Consider the following 16,116-nt stretch of genomic DNA (forward strand, 5'->3'; position numbering starts at 1 on the left):
AGCCTTGCGGTCCTGCCCGTCTCCCCTTGCCGGGGCGGCTACGAATAACAACGATCCGTGGAGATACCCCATGCTTCTGACCCTGCTTGGCTTCGGCATGGTGATCACGTTCATGACGCTGATCATGACCAAGCGACTGTCGCCCCTGGTGGCGCTGATCCTGGTGCCCATCCTGTTCGCGTTGATGGGGGGCTTCGGCGCCGGCATCGACAAGATGATGCTGGACGGCATCCGCAAGATCGCGCCCACGGGCGTGATGCTGATGTTCGCCATCCTGTACTTCGGCGTGATGATCGACGCCGGCCTGTTCGATCCCATCGTCGGCCGCATCCTGCGCGCGGTGAAGGGCGATCCGCTGAAGATCGTGGTGGGCACCACCGTGCTGGCGCTGGTGATCTCGCTGGACGGCGACGGCTCGACCACCTACATGATCGTGGTGGCGTCGATGTTGCCGCTGTACCGCCGCCTGAAGATGAATCCGCTGTCCATGACCTGTCTGGCCATGCTGGCCAGCGGCATCATGAACCTGACGCCCTGGGGCGGGCCGACCGCGCGCGCCGCCAGCGCGTTGCATGTGGACGTGGGCGACATCTTCGTGCCGCTGGTGCCGGTGATGGGCGTGGCCATCGTGGCGCTGCTGGCGCTGGCCTTCGCGCTGGGCCTGAAGGAGCGCCGCCGCCTGGGCGTGCTGTCGCTGCCGGACGGCGCCACGCTGCACGCGGGCTACGACGAGGACGGCCCCAAGAACCTGCCCGAGATCGAGGTCGACCAGGACCTGCGCCGCCCGCGCCTGCTGTGGGTCAACGCCGGCCTGACGCTGGCGCTGATGGTCAGCCTGGTCATGGGCGTGCTGCCGCTGCCGGTGCTGTTCATGATCGCCTTCGCCATCGCGCTGATCATCAACTACCCGGACCTGGCCGAGCAGCGCCGCCGCGTGGCGCAGCACGCGGGCAACGTGCTGTCGGTGGTGTCGCTGATCTTCGCCGCCGGCATCTTCACTGGCATCCTGTCGGGCACGGGCATGGTCGAGGCCATGTCGCGCAGCCTGCTGGCCGTGCTCCCTGACGCCATGGGTCCGTACCTGGCCGGCATCACCGCGCTGGTGAGCCTGCCCTTCACCTTCTTCATGTCCAACGACGCGTTCTATTTCGGCGTGCTGCCGATCCTGAGCGAGGCGGCGCAGGGATACGGCATCAGCGCCGTGGAAATGGCGCGCGCCTCGCTGATCGGCCAGCCGGTGCACCTGCTGAGCCCGCTGGTGCCGTCCACCTATCTGCTGGTCGGTCTGGCCGGCGTGGAATTCGGCGACCACCAGCGCTACGCGCTCAAGTGGGCCACGATGATCTGCCTGGTGATGCTGGCGGCGGCGCTGGCGTTCGGCTTGTTTCCCCTGGTCGGCAGCGTCGGCTGAGCCGGCGCGCCCTTGAAATAGGAGTTTCCATGGCTTTGCGCATTGCTTACGTCACCAGCGGCATGGGCCATACCGGCACCGCCATCTGTCAGGCGCTGCATCGCGCCGGCCACCGCGTGGTGGCCGGCTGCGGGCCGAAGTCGTCCCGCAAGGATCACTGGCTGAAGGCGCAGAAGGCGCTGGGCTATGACTTCACCGCGTCCGAGGGCGACGCCACCGACTGGGAATCGACCCGCGCGGCCTTCGCGCGCGTGCGCGGCGAGGTCGGCGAGATCGACGTGCTGGTCAACAACGCCGGCGCCATGCTGGACATGCGGCTGCGGCAGATGGGCTATGCCGAGTGGTCGGCGGTGCTGCGCAGCAACCTGGACACGCTGTTCAATACCACCAAGCAGGTGGTCGACGGCATGGCCGACCGGGGCTGGGGCCGCATCATCAACATCGGTTCGGTGGCGGCCGAGAAGGGCCAGATCGGGCAGGTCAACTACGCCACGGCCAAGGGCGCGGCCATCGGCTTCACGCGCTCGCTGGCGCAGGAAGTCGCGGCGCGCGGCGTGACGGTCAACCTGGTGTCGCCCGGCTTCATCGCCGACGACACGGTCAAGGCCTTTCCGCCGGCGCTGCTGGATCGCATCGTGGAAAGCGTGCCGGTCGGCCGCCTGGGCACGCCGCAGGACCTGGCGGGGCTGTGCGCCTGGCTGGCCTCGGACGAGGCGGCCTTCGTGACGGGGGCGAACTACGCCATCAACGGCGGCGTGTACATGAGCTGAGGCAGGGTCGCTTGCCGCGCCCGCCGGTCCTAGCTGTTCAGGACCGGGCTGCCGTGGCGCCGCAGGAAGTCCGGGATGGACGAGGGCGTGCGCTTGCTGCCCTCCAGCCATTCCACGCGCCACTCGGTCAGACGTTCGCCGGTGTGGTGCTCGTAGCGGCCGGGCTCCGGCTCGTTGATGCATTCGTCCTGGCGCACCAGCACCAGCGGTTGCTCGGCTCCGGCCGTCTCGCGCGAGTAGGCGCTGGCTTCCTCGAAGGTGGCGAAGGCGCAGTAATAGTCGTCGCCGTCGTAGAGGTCCTCGCCGCCGTCGTGCGGGTGCACCCAGACGCGGTATTCCAGCACGGCGTCGTAGAAATAGCCGCCGCCGGACTTGGTCTGGGCGGGATATTCGCCGATCAGGTCGGCATCGACGGCGATGGGGAAGGCGGAGCGGAGAGAGGCGGGCATGGCAGAGGATTCCGGGCGCTGCAGGCGCTATGGGGGGATTGTAGGAAGCCTGACGGCCCGGGGCGCCCGCCGCGCCCCAGGTTTCCATTTCAGACGGTCACAAAGCCAAGCGGATCAAGGGTAAACCCTTAATAACCAAAAACCGCTTCAGCCCCGGTGCACCGAGACCCCGCCATCGACCAGCAGCGCCGTGCCGGTGGTGAAGCTGGACGCGTCCGACGCCAGGTACAGCGCCGAGCGCGCGATCTCGGCGGGCGTGGCCAGGCGCTTGAGCGCGTGCAGGTTCTCGACGTAGGCGCGGGCCTCGGGCGAGGCCATGGCGTCGCGCCCCATCGGCGTGTCGGTGCCGCCGGGCAGCAGCGCGTTCGCGCGGATGCCGCGCGCGCCATATTCCGAGGCGATGACCTGGGTCAGGCCGATCAGGCCGGCCTTGCTGGCCGCATAGGCGCCCATGCCGGGAAACCCCGCCGTGTAGCCGACGAAGGTGGACGTGAAGATCAGCGAGCCGCCGCCGCGCGCCAGCATGGCGGGAATCTGGTGGCGCGCGCCGAGGTAGGCGCTGGTCAGGTTGGCCTGCAGCACGTCCTGCCATTCCTGCGGTTCGATCTCGTGCAGCGGCCGCGACGGGCCCATGGCTCCCGCGTTGTTGAAGGCGATGTCCAGCCCGCCGAAGCGTTCCACGGCCGCCGTGACGGCGTCGCGCGCCAGTGCCTCGTCGCGCACGTCGCCGGCCACGGCCAGCGCCCGACCGCCTGCGGCCTCGATGGCGGCGGCCAGCCTGTCCAGCTCGGCCGCGCGGCGCGCCACCAGCACCACGCTGGCGCCCTCGCGCGCATAGAGTTTCGCCGTTTCCAGTCCGATGCCGGAACTGGCGCCGGTGACGATGGCGACCTTGCCGGCCAGTTGTCCTGATGCTTGCATGCCCGATCTCCTGTGGTTGCGGGGTCAGGCCGTCAAGGTAGGCGAGGCGTCGGGGCGCGGCTATCCGTTTATTGCCGCGCCCCGGCCTTTTGCTACAGGCCCAAGGCCTTGCGCTCGTCGGCGCTCAGCCTGGCCAGCTGCGTGGCGTCCAGCGGACCGTCGCCCACCACCTGCACGGCGCCGTCGCGCCGGTACGTCGCCTGGCGCTCGGGCGAGGGGGCCGCGGCCCCCGGGCTGGATGCCGCGCCCGCCGTCGGCTCGTCGCCAAAGCCCAGGATCTGCACGCTGATGATCGAGGGCTGGTTCTGGCGCGCCTGGTTCTGCGCGCGCTGCGCCGAGTCCTGGGCGGCGCCGACGGCCGAGCTGGCGGCGGCGCTGGCCGACGACAGCGCACCGGTGTTGACCGAGGCGGCCACCGGCACGCCGACGCTCTCGCCCTGCGCCTTGATGTTGGCGGCGTTGAGCACCTGCTGGGCATGGATGTTGATGTTGCCCGACACGCGGATGCCGGCCTCGCCCGCGTCGATGGTACCCAGCGGCGCGTACAGGTCCACGTCGCCGGCCGGCACTTCCGCGATCGGCGCCAGCGTGGCGATGCCGGCGCCGGTGGCGGGCGCCGACGGCGACAGCGCCACGTTGCCGATGCTGTCGTAGCGGCGGGTCGGCGGGGTGTAGACCACGGTGGTCTTGGAGCCGCGACCGGCGTTGATGTCGCCCTGCGCCGACCAGGCCAGGATGCTGCCGCCGAAGGTCGTCATGACGCGGCTCTGGCCCAGCAGGATGCTGTCGCGCGCATAGAACTGGATGTCGCCGCTGCCCTGGGTCAGTACGCCTGCCGTGGCCGGCGGGACCGCGCCTTCCACGCCGTAGACCTGCGCGCCGCCGGGCGTCAGCACCTGGATGTCGCCGCCGGCGCGCGTCTGCACTCCCGCGCCGCCATACATGGTGATGCCGCCGGCATAGTCGGCGCCGGCATCGCGCGCCGGGAACAGTGCGGCGATGGCCTGGCGGCCGCGCAGGAAGCTGCCCAGGCGCGGGCTGGACTTGGCGTTGTACTCGCGGCCGCCGGCGCGCAGCTCGGCGAAGTAGACCTGGCGCGCGAACACGCGCTGCTGCTCGGGCGGCAGCGCGTCGAAGTAGGCGCGCGCGTCGCTGGTAGTGCCGGCGAAGCCGTAGACCTGCGTCAGCCACAGCAGCAGTTCGTGTTCGTAGGTCTTGAACGGCAGGCCCTGGTCGGTCAACGGCCGCGACGGATCGGCGACGCGGGACGGGTCCAGGTAGCGGCGCAGGAAGCCGGCGTAGTCGGCGCCCTGCGCGCCCAGGCCGGCCTGCATGGCGATGCCGGCGCCCGGGCGGGTGTCGCCCGGCACCACCGGCCCCAAGCTCAGCACGGCGGCCTGGTCCAGCATCTGGATGTTGCGGCCGGCGCTGATTTCCAGCGTGCCGGGCCCGGCCACGGTGAAGCTGCCGGCGATGATGTCGCGGCCGGCGCGCACCAGCGAGACGTCGCTCGCCTGGTCGTGGATGAACAGGTTGTTGGTGTAGCTGTAGCTGAACGGGAAGGGGCTCGACTCCAGCGGTCCCAGGGGGCTGCCGCTGCCGACGATGTCGCGTCCGGCCAGCATGCGCACGGCGCCCGCGCCCAGGTGCCACTGCCTGCCGGTCAGGTTTTCCGGCGGGCCGAAGCGCAGCAGGCGGCCGCTGCTGACGCCGACCAGGTCGCCGTCCATCGCGTAGAAGCGCGACGCCGCCCAGGGGCCGGCCGCCGCCGCCGCCGGCGAGCCGAAGGCGAACAGCACGCGCTCGCCGTAGGAGCCGTCCTGCGACAGCGTATTGGGGCCCCAGATGGCGGAGTTGAAATTGCCGTTCTTCACCATGCCGACGAAGGCGGGGCGGTAGGGCGAGGCCAGCGTGTCCAGCGATGCGCCGCTGCGCATGAGCGGCGCGTTGCCGCCGTAGATCGAATCGCCCGCCAGCAGGTCCAGGCGGCCGGCGGGGCCGGGCGCCAGCAGCACGGGGGTCTTGTAGTAGATGCTGCCGTTGGCGGCCACGGCCGACAACTGCGACGGGTAGGTCACGACGCTGTCGTTCAGCGGCGTCACCGGCATGATGGGCGTCAGGTTGCCGCCGGCCGAGAACAGGTCGATGGCGGTGTTCGCGGTCCACAGCGAGAACCAGGTGTTGGCGCCGTACACGCCCGGCGTGCCATTGGCCTGGACATACGGCATGGACAGCGGCATGGGCGCGCGGCCCGGATCGTCGGCCTTCTCGATGGCCAGGTCGCCCAGGCTGCGCAGCCGGAAGGCGCTGTCGCCGGCGTACAGGGCGATGCCGCCCGTGGTCACGACGTCGGCCGCGCGGAACAGGTCCAGGGCGCGTGTGTCGCGCGCCGCCTTCACGCCGTACAGCGGATCGAGCCTGCCGAAGGACGCGGCCTGCAGCGAGGTCTGGCCGCGCAGGTTGGTGACCGAGCCGCTGGACTCGTAAGGCGTGGGCAAGGCCGGGTTCAGGGCGCCGCCCACGCGCAGCTCGATGTCGCCGCCGCCGGTCAGCGCCAGACGGCCGTCGGCCTGCATGCGGCCGGTGCTGCCCACCGCCAGCACCAGGGCCTGGCTGCGCGGATTGATCTGGCGCAGGCCGTCGCTGACCAGGCGGGGTTGCTGCCGGCCGGCATCGCCGCCCACGTCCATGCTCAGGTTGCCGCCGCCCAGCGTGCCGAAGCCGGTGAAGCCGCGCAATTCGTCGGTGGGCTGGTTGATGTCGCCGGCCACGTAAGTGCCGAAGTTGATCCACCAGGCGGTGGGCTGCGCCTGGCCGATGGCCGCCGAGCCGGATCCCTGGCGCCAGAGCCAGTTGCCTGGCGTGTCGCTGTTGTAGCCGATGGAGGATGTCACCGGCCGGCCATAGGACGCCGGGGATGCGAGCATCACGTCGCCGATCAGGTTGGCGCCGGCGCGCACGGTCAGGTTGCCGCCGCCGTCCGGATACCAGGCGCGGTAGACGCTTTGCGCGCCGCCGTTGACGTAGGGCTCGAAGCCCTGGCTGGGATCGTTCGTCACCTTGCCGGCCAGGCCCCTCAGGCGCGGCTGGTTGTACGGGTCGCCGGCCTGGGTGGCGGTAGACGAGGCGCCGGCGGTATAGACGCCGTACAGCGAATGCATGCGCAGGTCGCCGCCGGCCAGCAGATCCAGGTCGCCGGTGCCGGTGCGCAGCACGCTGAAGCGCGCGGTCGCGGGAGCCGCCAGATAATCCTTGGGCTCCTTGGCCTTGCAGTAGTCGGGCACGTCCTTGCACATCAACGCGGCTGACGGGTAGCCGAAGTTGTCGATGATGAACTGCTCGTCGATCACCGTGCCGGCCAGCCAGGGCATGCCGATGTCGTCGGCGCCCTGCTGGGTCCACAGGAAGTTGCCGGGCGCGTCGAAGCCGTACATGCCGTAGTGGTTGTCGGCCAGCACCAGGTTGCCGCGCTTGACGCCATATTGCGTGGCGCGCGTGTCGGCGCCGTCCAGGTCGGCGCCGCCGACCAGGCGCATCGACCAGGACTGCGAGCCTTCCGGCAGCATGGGCGCCACGGCCCAGACCTTGCCCTGCGCGTCGTTGACGACAGGACGCAGGTCCACGTATTGCACGCCGGGATTGAGCTTGACGTTGGCGCCGGACGGAATCAGCGCGCCGCGCGGCAGGATGACGTTGCGCGCCAGCGTCAGCAGGTTGGAGCCATAGGGGACGTTCGGCAGGTTGGGCAGCGCGATGCCTGCGGGCCATTCGGTCGTGGCCAGGAAGGTCATGGCCGTGATGCGCCAGCCGGCGGCCAGTTTCGCGCCCGCGGCCAGCGTGCGAGGCTGCGCCAGCACGGTGCCGGCGGCCAGCGCCACGCTGCCGTCCGCGTTGAGCACGGCGGCCGACAGGATGGCGCCGGCCGGCAGCGTCAGCGGCTGGGCCAGCGCCGCCGTCACGGGCAGCACGGAGCCGGGCTCAAGCGTGAAGCTCGACAGCGTCACGCCGTAGTTCAGCACCACGCCGCCGGGGATCTGCGTGCCGGCGGCCAGCTCCACGCCGGCGTGTGGCGTGACCATGTCGCCGCCGGTGTAGTCCACGCCCGGCAGCAGGCGCCAGCCCTTGGCGTCCTGCTTCACGTCCGGGGGCGGCGCGAAGCCGTCGTTGATGCTGCCGTGGATCTGCAGGTCGCCGCCGGCGCGGATCACCAGGTTGCCGACTTCGCCCGAGCCGTAGACGCCGGTCAGCGGGGTGTGCGGGTTGAGGCTGGCGTAGCGGTAGCGGGACAGGTCCAGGTCGCCCTGCACCACCAGGTCGCCGTCGGGCGTGGCGCTGCGGATCTCGATGCCGGGGCGCAGGTGCAGCGCGTCGGCATAGGGGCGCAGGCCGGCCAGCTTGCCGTCGACCAGGCTGGCGTTGGCCAGCGCCTGGGTGATGAAGGCGCGGCTGTCGTCGTGCAGGCGGTCCAGGTAGTCCTGGTCGATGATCTGATAGGGCTTGCCGCCGGCAGTGGTTTCGGTGCCGGGGGTGGCGCTGCGGTCCACCCACACGCCGTTGACGGCGATGCTGCGCGCGCCGCGGATGTCCAGCGGGCCGCGCGCCTCGATGTCGATGTCGCCGCCGCGCGCGCCGTTCAGGCGCGGCGCGTTCAGTTCCAGCGTGCCGCGCGGCTTGCCGTCCTGGCGCGGGTCGTCGCTGCCGGCGCGCAGGTCGATGCGCGCGCCGCCGTCCAGGCGCAGCGTGCCCTGGCCGGCCTTGAGTTCGACGATGGCGCGGTTGGGCGCGTCGATGATCTGGCCGTAGCTGTCGACGCGCAGCGTGGTGCCGTGCGCGTCCAGCACGGCGTTGGACGCGAGGCGCAGGCCGTCGCGCGCCGACAGGCGGATGCTGCCCACGCTGACGCCGCTGGCGTCGATGCGGCCGGCCACCGTGAGGCTGCCGGCGTCGACCGAGATATTGACTTCGCGGGCGCGGACTTCGTCGCCGATGGTCAGGTCGCCGCGCTTGATCTGGAAGCTGCGCGCGCCGTAGACCGAGCCCGCGTTCAGGCGCTGGTTCAGCGCGGTGAAATCCAGCTGCTGGGCGCGGATGTCGACGGCGCCCTGGGCATACGGCACGCGCGAGCCGCCGGTCTCGTAGTCGCCCGAGGCGCTGCCCAGGATGCGGCCTTGCAGGTCGACGCGGCCCGCGCCGGGATCCAGCGCGATGGCCGTCAGGCGGCCGGCGCGGTTGTAGCGGGCAGACAGGTCGATGACACTGCCGGCGGCCTGGGTGATGTCGCCGTGGCGGCTTTCCAGGATGGCCTCGCCGCCCCAGCTGTATTTGGTCAGCTCCTCGAACGGCACGGGGCGGCCCGCCAGGTCCAGCTGCGCCTGGCCGGTCAGGACCAGCGCCCGGTCGGCGCGCAGCGCCACCTTTCCCGAAGGCAGGGCGATGCGGCCGTCGATGTTGAGCCGGCCCGCGTCCAGTCCAAGTTCCGCGCCCAGGCCGCGTATCGCGCCGGCCTGCGCGCCGGCGGGCATGGCCAGGTTGATCGCGTCGCCGGCCTTGATCCGGTTGACCGAGCCGGCCTCGCCCGTGAGCAGCGGCGTGAACAGGTTCAGCGTGCCGCCGCTGTATTGCCAGCCGCCGGCGCTGTCGTAGGCGCCGCGCGTCTGGTACACGTTCAGGCTGCCGCGATGGTTGGCGGTGATGCGGTCGCTGGCGCGCAGGTTGACGTTGGCGAAACCCAGCGTCAGGCGCGCCTGGTCCAGGCCGCCGACGGGCTGGGTGTACGGGCCGTAGCCGAACTCGATGCGCTCGGCCTCGATGTTCAGCGACCCCTGGCCGGTGCCGGCGCCGTTGTTGACCACGCCGGCCGGCGCGCCGACCGCGCCGTTCCAGATCAGGTTGCCGGCGCGGATGGTGGCCGCATCGCCGGCCTGGCCGTAGCCGTAGATGGCCGGCGCGGTCAGCGCCAGCGTCCGCAGGCGCGACTTGCCGGTGGCCGGATCCAGCGTGTCCAGCACGACATTGTTGAAGAAGTTGAAGGAATCGCTGACGGCCAGCGTCAGCATTTCCAGCGCCGGCGCGCCGTGCTGCCGGTCGCCCGCCATCAGGCGGTCGAGCAGCGTCTGGTTCAGCGTCAGCCCGCTGGACAGGCCGCCGCGCGCGGCCGCGTCGGCCAGCGCCTGCTCGCTGCCGGCATTGACGCTGCCGACCGCCAGCGTCAGGTAGCGCGCGCCGTAGCGGGCGGCGTTGTCCAGTTCGAAGGCCTTGTTGGTGGCGAAGGCGATCGTGCCTTCCGAATAGAGCTGCGCCTCGCCCGCGCAGGCGGCGGGACCGCAGGCGCCGATGCGGATGGCGCCCGCGCCGACGGGCGGCTGGTCGGCATCGGGCGGCAGCAGGTTGATCCAGCCGTTGGACACCGCCACCACGCTGGCGGGGCCGGGCCTGTAGGTGAAGCCGGTCGACGAGTCGAAGCCCGGCGCGCCGCGTCCCACGGTGTTGATGGATGCGCCGCGTTCGATGACGATGCTGCCCGAGGGCACGCCGGCGACCAGGAAGACCTCGGCGCCCGTCAGCTGGGCGCCCGCGCGCAGCGCGATGCTCTGGAAGTGGGTGGTGCCGTAGCCGAAATAGACAATGTTGCCGATGTTCCGGTAGTCCACGGCCGGCGTGGCGCCCACCATCAGGCGCGGCGCGCCCAGGCGGTTGAGCTGGGCCGAGTCCAGCGAGAGGCCGTTGAATCCGGCGCTGCGGCCGGCGCCGGGCGCGGTGATTTCCAACGCGTCCTGCCAGCTGTTCATGGAAGCGACCGCGAGCGTGCCGCTGTTGCCGCCGCGAGCGGCCGAGAAATCGGCCCGGCCGGCGAAGCTGAAGGACTCGCCCGGCGCGTCCTTGGCCAGTAGCAGGCGCAGCGTGCGGGCATCGGCCGGCGCCAGCGCGCGCGGCTGTCCACGGCGCGCCGCGTCGGCCGCCACGAAGGCGGCGTAGTCCATTTCGTTGTACTGCGAGTACTGGCGCAGCACCTGGCCCGAGCTGATCAGCAACTGGCGCGGCACGGCGTCGGCGATACCGGCCGAGGCATTGCCCAGGCGGCCGGCGATGGACCAGGAGCCATTGCGCAGCCGCAGCGCGCCGGCAGCATCCAGGCCGGGCGTCGCGCCGTTGATCTCGACGCGGAAGGCGCCGGGCATCAGGGCGTAGGTGGACGGCATCAGCGTGTAGGTGCCGGCCGGCAATCCGGGAACGCCGGCGCCGATGGTGACCTGCTGGCCGATCTGCAGCTGGCTCTGGCCCGCGTCCGGCGCGGTCGGCGCGGCCATGGGCTGGGCACCCGGCACCAGCGCGTAGACGGGATTGGTGGACAGGCCGGGCAGGGTGAAGCCGCCTTGAGGATTGGTCTGCACCAGCGGATTGAAGCGCGCGTCGGTGGAGCCGCCGCGGCCCGAGATGAAACCCGCGCCCAGCAGCTGTCCGCCGCCGGACAGGTCCACCAGTGCGTTGTCGCCGACCTGCACGGTCTGGCCGGCGAGCTGCAGGCCCACGGACAGGCTGCCATGGTATTCCCCGCCGCCCTGGCCGGTCAGGCGCACGTCCTGCCCCAGCCATTGATAGCCGACGCCGTCGACGGTGCCGCCATAGGGCATCGTCAGGCCGCGTCCGCTGACGGAGGTGACGCTGCCGGGCAGCAGCGTCACGCGCGAGGTGAGGCCGTTGGTGCTCGCCTCGCCGATCTCCAGCAGGCCGAGCGGCGCGCGCAGCACGCCGCCCTGTTCGATGATGTCGGCCGCGAGCCGCAACGTGCCGAAGGCGCTGTAGGGCATGTCTGGCAACTGATCGGCGGCGCGCCGGATCACGAGGCGGCTGCCGGCCTCGAAACCCGGTTGGCCGTCGCGCTTGCCGCCCACGCCCGCCACCACGCGCACGACGGCGCCGGTCTCGGGATAGATCTGGGCGGCGGTCAGCGTCAGGTCGCCGGGCGTGGCGAACTGCGTGGTGAGGACGGCGCTCGAGTCCCGGTTCAGCGCGCCCAGGCCGCCCAGGATGCGGATGTCGCCACGGCTGACCAGTTCGGCCATGGGGAAGCCCAGGCCGGTGTAGCGCGTCGGTCCCGAGGCCGGATGCGTGATGGCCAGGGGGCCGAGCGTGACGTTGTCGCGCAGGTCGATCAGGCCGGCTTCGGCGCGCAGCACGGATGCACTGACGCGATTGCTGGTGATTGGCGCCGGCAGCGGCCGCTGGTAGCCCTCGCGGCTATTGCCGTCGGTGGCGCCGGCCAGCATGATGTAGGGCGCGGCCAGCCGAACGCGCGCCGTCGGCGCGGCATCGGGCGTCATGGCGAGGGTCCGGCTGAACAGGCGCAGGCTCTGGCCCAGGTTCAGCGTGACGTCGCCGGCGAAGCTGAGCAGGCCATTGGACAGCAGGTCCAGCGCGCCGAAGCCGCCTTGCTCCAGCTGGTCGGCGCCCAGCGTGGCGTGGCCATAGGCCAGCTTGTCGGCGGCCGTGGCGGGATTGTCCAGCGCGGCAGGCAAGCCCGCCGTCGCCTTGTCCGACAGCACGAAGTCGCGCGGCGCCTTGACCCGGTCCTGGATCGCGCTGCTCTTGTATTCGGGCGTGTCCAGCCCCAGCGCCAGGCGGCCGCCGGCCGCGCCGGCGCCGCCCGAACGCGCGATCATCTGTCCGTCCAGGTACAGGCCGTTGGCCGAGCTGATGGCGATCAGCCCGCCGGCGCTGGCGGCGGCCACCGGCGCGCCGTTGGCCAGCAGGCTGGCGGAGGCGCCGGATGCGTCCAGCCGGCTGCCCGGCCGCAGCACGATGAACAGGTCCGGCGCGGCCACGTTGCCCTTGGCGACGTTGACCACGCCGCCCAGCGTGATGCTGCCGCCATCCTGCAGCAGGCCGTAGGACTGGCCCTTGAGGTTGACCGCCGTGGCCGCGCGCGCGGCCACGTCCAGCACGGCGCGTTCGCCGACCCAGAGCGAGCGGCCGGAGCCGGTCGCCATCATCTCGTCCATGGTCGTGTCGCGCAGCGCGGTCACCGCGATGCGGCCCGACCAGGCCTGCAGCGTGCCGTTCAGCGTGATCTGGCCGATGCCGGCCAGGTTGATGCGCTGGCCCGGGTCGACCGCCACCAGCGAACCTTCCGCCAGCGTCAGGCCGACGCGGGACAGCTCGTTCTGCGCGGTCCGCAGCGTGCCGCTCTGCAGGGTCAGGCTGGCGCCCTTGCGCTGCGTCAGCACGCTCTTGACCGCGTCTTCCTGGTAGAGCGGCGGCGTCCAGGCCTGCAGGGCCCGCGTCTTGTCCGTCGCGGCGGCGGCGTCCGGCGCCAGGCGCAGCAGCGGCATCGAGACGCGCAGCTGCGCGCCTTCGACGACTTCCAGGCCGCGCGTGCCGATCAGTTCGTATTGCGAGAAGCCCTGCGCGAAGTCGCTGTCCGCCAGCACCGACACGCCGGCGGGCGCGGCCTGGCCGCGCTGCTCGGCGCGCACCACGCGGATCTGGTTGGCCTGCAGGGTCAGCTTGCCGCCGCCGTCCACGCCGCGCGCGGCCAGCGCGCCGTCCAGCGCCAGCACGCCGGGCGACCCCGCCGATCCGGCCTCCAGCAGCAGATCGCCGCCCCGGCCGGCCAGGGCCTTGCCGCCGCTCTGGATGGCGGCCCCGCCGCTCACGTCCACCAGGCTGCCCTGGCCGAGCGCGATGCTGCCGCTGCTGCGCAGCGCCACCTGTCCGCCGTTGCGGCGCGCCAGGCCGGGCGAGGCGGCGGGATCGAGCGCGGCATTGGTCCACAGGCCGCTGACATCGAGCGTGGCGCCCGCCGCCAGCGTGACGCCGGCGGGCTTGCCGGTCGCGGGCCGGACGAGGACGTCCTCGATCGCGCCACGGTCATTGACCTGCCTGAGCACGTTGCCGGCCTGGATGCGGCCGCCCTGCGCGGCGATGCCGGCCTGGATGTCGACCTGCGGCGCGTACAGCAGCACGCCGGCGCCGGGGGCGAACCCCAGCGCCTGTTCGACGGCGATCCTTTCCTTGGCGGCCACGGTCAGCTGACCCGGATTGACCGCGTTCAGCCAGGCGGCGTCCAGGCGTATCTCGCCGTCGGCGGCCGGACCGCTGCCGATGGATACCTTGCCGGCCAGCGCGGCCAGGGCCCAGTTCACCTGGCCGCTGTCGGCGTCGTAGCGCGGCAGGTAGCTGCCGACGATCAGGCGGCCGCGGCGCGCCACGGTCGTCTGCGACTGCAGATAGCCGTCCATGTCCCATTGCGGCGCATCGGTCTGGCGCGGGCCCTGGTAGACCTCGCCGGTGACGCCGCCTTCCAGCCGGGCCTGCCCGGTCGAGACGATCAGGGCGCCGGCGTCGCGGCCGACGGTGTAGCCGTTCTCGAACCGCGTCCGGGGGCCGATCAAGGGGTTGTAGAAGACCCGCGTGGCCTTGTCGCCCCAGCGCTGGTGCACCTGCTCGAAGCCCTTGTACAGGCCGGTGTAGAGCAGGTCGCCGGGCGCGCGCGACACGTCGTAGAGGCGGCCGTCGGCGCCGCGCAGCCAGCTCTGGCGGATGTACCCGTCCTGCACGTCCAGCGTGCCGCCGGACAGGTTGATGTCCGAGCCGGTGTGGGTGACCAGCGCGCCGCCGGTGAAGGTGGCGGTGCCGCCCTGGGCCAGCCATTCGCTTGCCGTGCGCCCGCTGGTGGCCAGGTAGCCGCCCACTTCCAGCAGGCCGCCGCCGGTGTACCAGCGCTCGCCGGCATAGCCGTTGGCGCCGCCGGGCACCTTGACCAGCGTGCGCCGGTCGATCCAGATCTCGCTGTTGTTCAGCAGCTTGCTGTCCCGGTTGACCGGCGCGTCGCGCTGTTCATTGCCCTGGACGTCGATCTTCAGATTGTTCGATTCCATGGCCAGGCGCACGCCGATGGCACCCGCCACGTCCAGCCGCGCGCCGGCGTCGAGCAGGGTCTGCCTGCGCGCCGACACGGCGATCTGGCCGCCGGTGGCCAGCGTGGTCGAGCCGTCCAGGAACGAGGCCAGGTTGCCGCTCACCACTTCGATGCGCGGCAGGTCCGGGCGGTCGGCCACCGTGCTCAGGTTGTCGAAGACGCCGGCCGTGTTGTTGTTGGCGAGGCCGTCCAGCGTCTTGAGCGCGGCGGTGCGCTGGCCCTCCAGGCCGGTCACGGCGGATGGCTCCAGCAGCACGGCGGTGACGCTGCCCGCGCCCAGCGTCACGCTGCCGCTGGCGTCGCTGGCGCGGTTCAGCAGGTGGATGGCGCCGCGCGCGCCGATGTCGGTGCTGGCGACCAGCACGCCGTCCTGCCGGATCTGATGGCCGGTCAGCGTGATGTCGCCGGTGGTGGCGCTGATCAGGCCGCTGTTGCGCACCAGGCCCGCCGTGCTGGCGGGCTTGAGCGCGGCGCTGACTTCATTGCCGGCCGTGGTGGACTTGAGGTTGCCGTCGGTGCCGTAGCCCTTGCGGATGTAGAAGTCGTCGCCGGCCGCCAGCGCGGTCTGGCCGCCAGGCGTGGCGATGGCGCCGGCGTTGTGGACCTCGCGGCCCAGCAGCAGCACGTAGCCGCCGCCCTTGGTCGCGGTGGTGGACGCGGCGGTGTCGATGCGCGCGCCGGCCTGCACCTGTATCTGCCCCAGCGCGTCCTTGAAGGTGGGCAGCGTGCCGTTGGCATCGGTATAGATGCCCTTGTCGCGGAACTGCTGGTCGGTGATGGTGGCGGCGGCGGCCACCAGGTTGCGCGCGTTGACCTGGCTGGTGCCGGTGAAGATCACGCCGTTCTGGTTGACCACCAGCACGGTGCCGTCGGCCTTGATCGCGCCGTGGATCTCGCTGGGTTTCGCGGACGCGCCCACCACGCGGTTCAGCGCCGCGTCGGACGCGTTCTGCTTGAATTGCAGTGTGGTGTTGCGGCCGACGTTGAAGCTGTCCCAGTTCAGGATGGCGCGCGACTGCGTCTGCTCGATGGTCACGACCTGGCGGCCATCGGCCGTGCTCTTCTGCGGCGCCTTGGCGCCTTCCCATTTGGCCTGCGCGCCCTCGGCCGCCCACAGGCCGCCCGGCGTCAGTCCGTCCGGCACGCCGGCGCCATTGGCGGCCGCCGCCGCGCGCGCGGCGGCCTGCGCCGCCTGCTGCGCGGCCACGGCCGCCGCCGTGCGGTTCAGGTTGTCGAGCGAGCGCTGCAACTGCTGGCGCGACTGCGCCTGTTGCTGGCTGGCGTTGCCGACGCCGGCCAGGCTGCCGTCCGGCAGGCGGCCCGAGCGCTGCACGGCCGATTGCGCCGCGCCCTTGTCGGCGAACCAGCCGGGACTGAAGGCCCGCGATTGCGCCTGCGCCGCGCCCGCCGCGCCGCCGGCGATCAGCAGCGCGGCCACCGCCTGGGAAACCGGCGTGCGCCGCCAGGCGCGAGGGGAGGAGGAAGGACGGACGGAAGGCGCTTGAAACGTGGGCATGGCGTCGTTCTGGTATGTCGATGAGGGGCGTCGGCGGCGTGGCCGCCGGGGCCGGCTTACTCATCTAGTCGAACGGCGCGCGGGGACTCGGCACAACAATCCCCATGAAATTTTTATGACATGCGCAATCC

Annotated in this window: 5 protein-coding genes; 2 read left to right on the plus strand and 3 right to left on the minus strand. The window is 71.7% G+C overall.

The window, feature by feature from the left end; all coding sequences use genetic code 11:
- The first annotated feature begins 70 nt into the window (after positions 1 to 70).
- Both C2U31_RS12125 and phbB read left to right on the plus strand, forming a co-directional pair.
- The gene (locus C2U31_RS12125) at positions 71 to 1,411 is read left to right on the plus strand and encodes a CitMHS family transporter (protein WP_103273014.1); all 1,341 of its coding nucleotides are present in this window, start codon (positions 71 to 73) and stop codon (positions 1,409 to 1,411) included.
- A gap of 29 nt (positions 1,412 to 1,440) precedes the next feature.
- Positions 1,441 to 2,181 carry an acetoacetyl-CoA reductase gene (phbB, locus tag C2U31_RS12130; protein WP_103273015.1) on the plus strand — a complete coding sequence of 247 codons (741 nt, stop codon included), beginning with the start codon at positions 1,441 to 1,443 and terminating at the stop codon, positions 2,179 to 2,181.
- Between the two features lie 29 nt (positions 2,182 to 2,210).
- On the opposite strand, the gene C2U31_RS12135 is transcribed toward phbB, so the two are convergent.
- The 3 genes from C2U31_RS12135 to C2U31_RS12145 all read right to left on the minus strand — a co-directional run bounded on the left by C2U31_RS12135 (position 2,211) and on the right by C2U31_RS12145 (position 15,985).
- Positions 2,211 to 2,630: a GCN5 family acetyltransferase gene (locus tag C2U31_RS12135; protein WP_103273016.1), complete on the minus strand. Its 420-nt coding sequence runs from the start codon at positions 2,628 to 2,630 to the stop codon at positions 2,211 to 2,213.
- Between the two features lie 147 nt (positions 2,631 to 2,777).
- Complete coding sequence (locus C2U31_RS12140) at positions 2,778 to 3,551, minus strand: SDR family oxidoreductase (protein WP_103273017.1); 774 nt, start codon at positions 3,549 to 3,551, stop codon at positions 2,778 to 2,780.
- 92 nt (positions 3,552 to 3,643) lie between these two features.
- Entirely contained in the window at positions 3,644 to 15,985 is a 12,342-nt protein-coding gene (locus tag C2U31_RS12145; RefSeq protein ID WP_103273018.1) for a filamentous haemagglutinin family protein, read from the minus strand.
- Between the last annotated feature and the right edge of the window lie 131 nt (positions 15,986 to 16,116).

Origin of the sequence: Achromobacter sp. AONIH1 (assembly GCF_002902905.1) — a bacterium.
Taxonomy (GTDB): domain Bacteria; phylum Pseudomonadota; class Gammaproteobacteria; order Burkholderiales; family Burkholderiaceae_B; genus Achromobacter.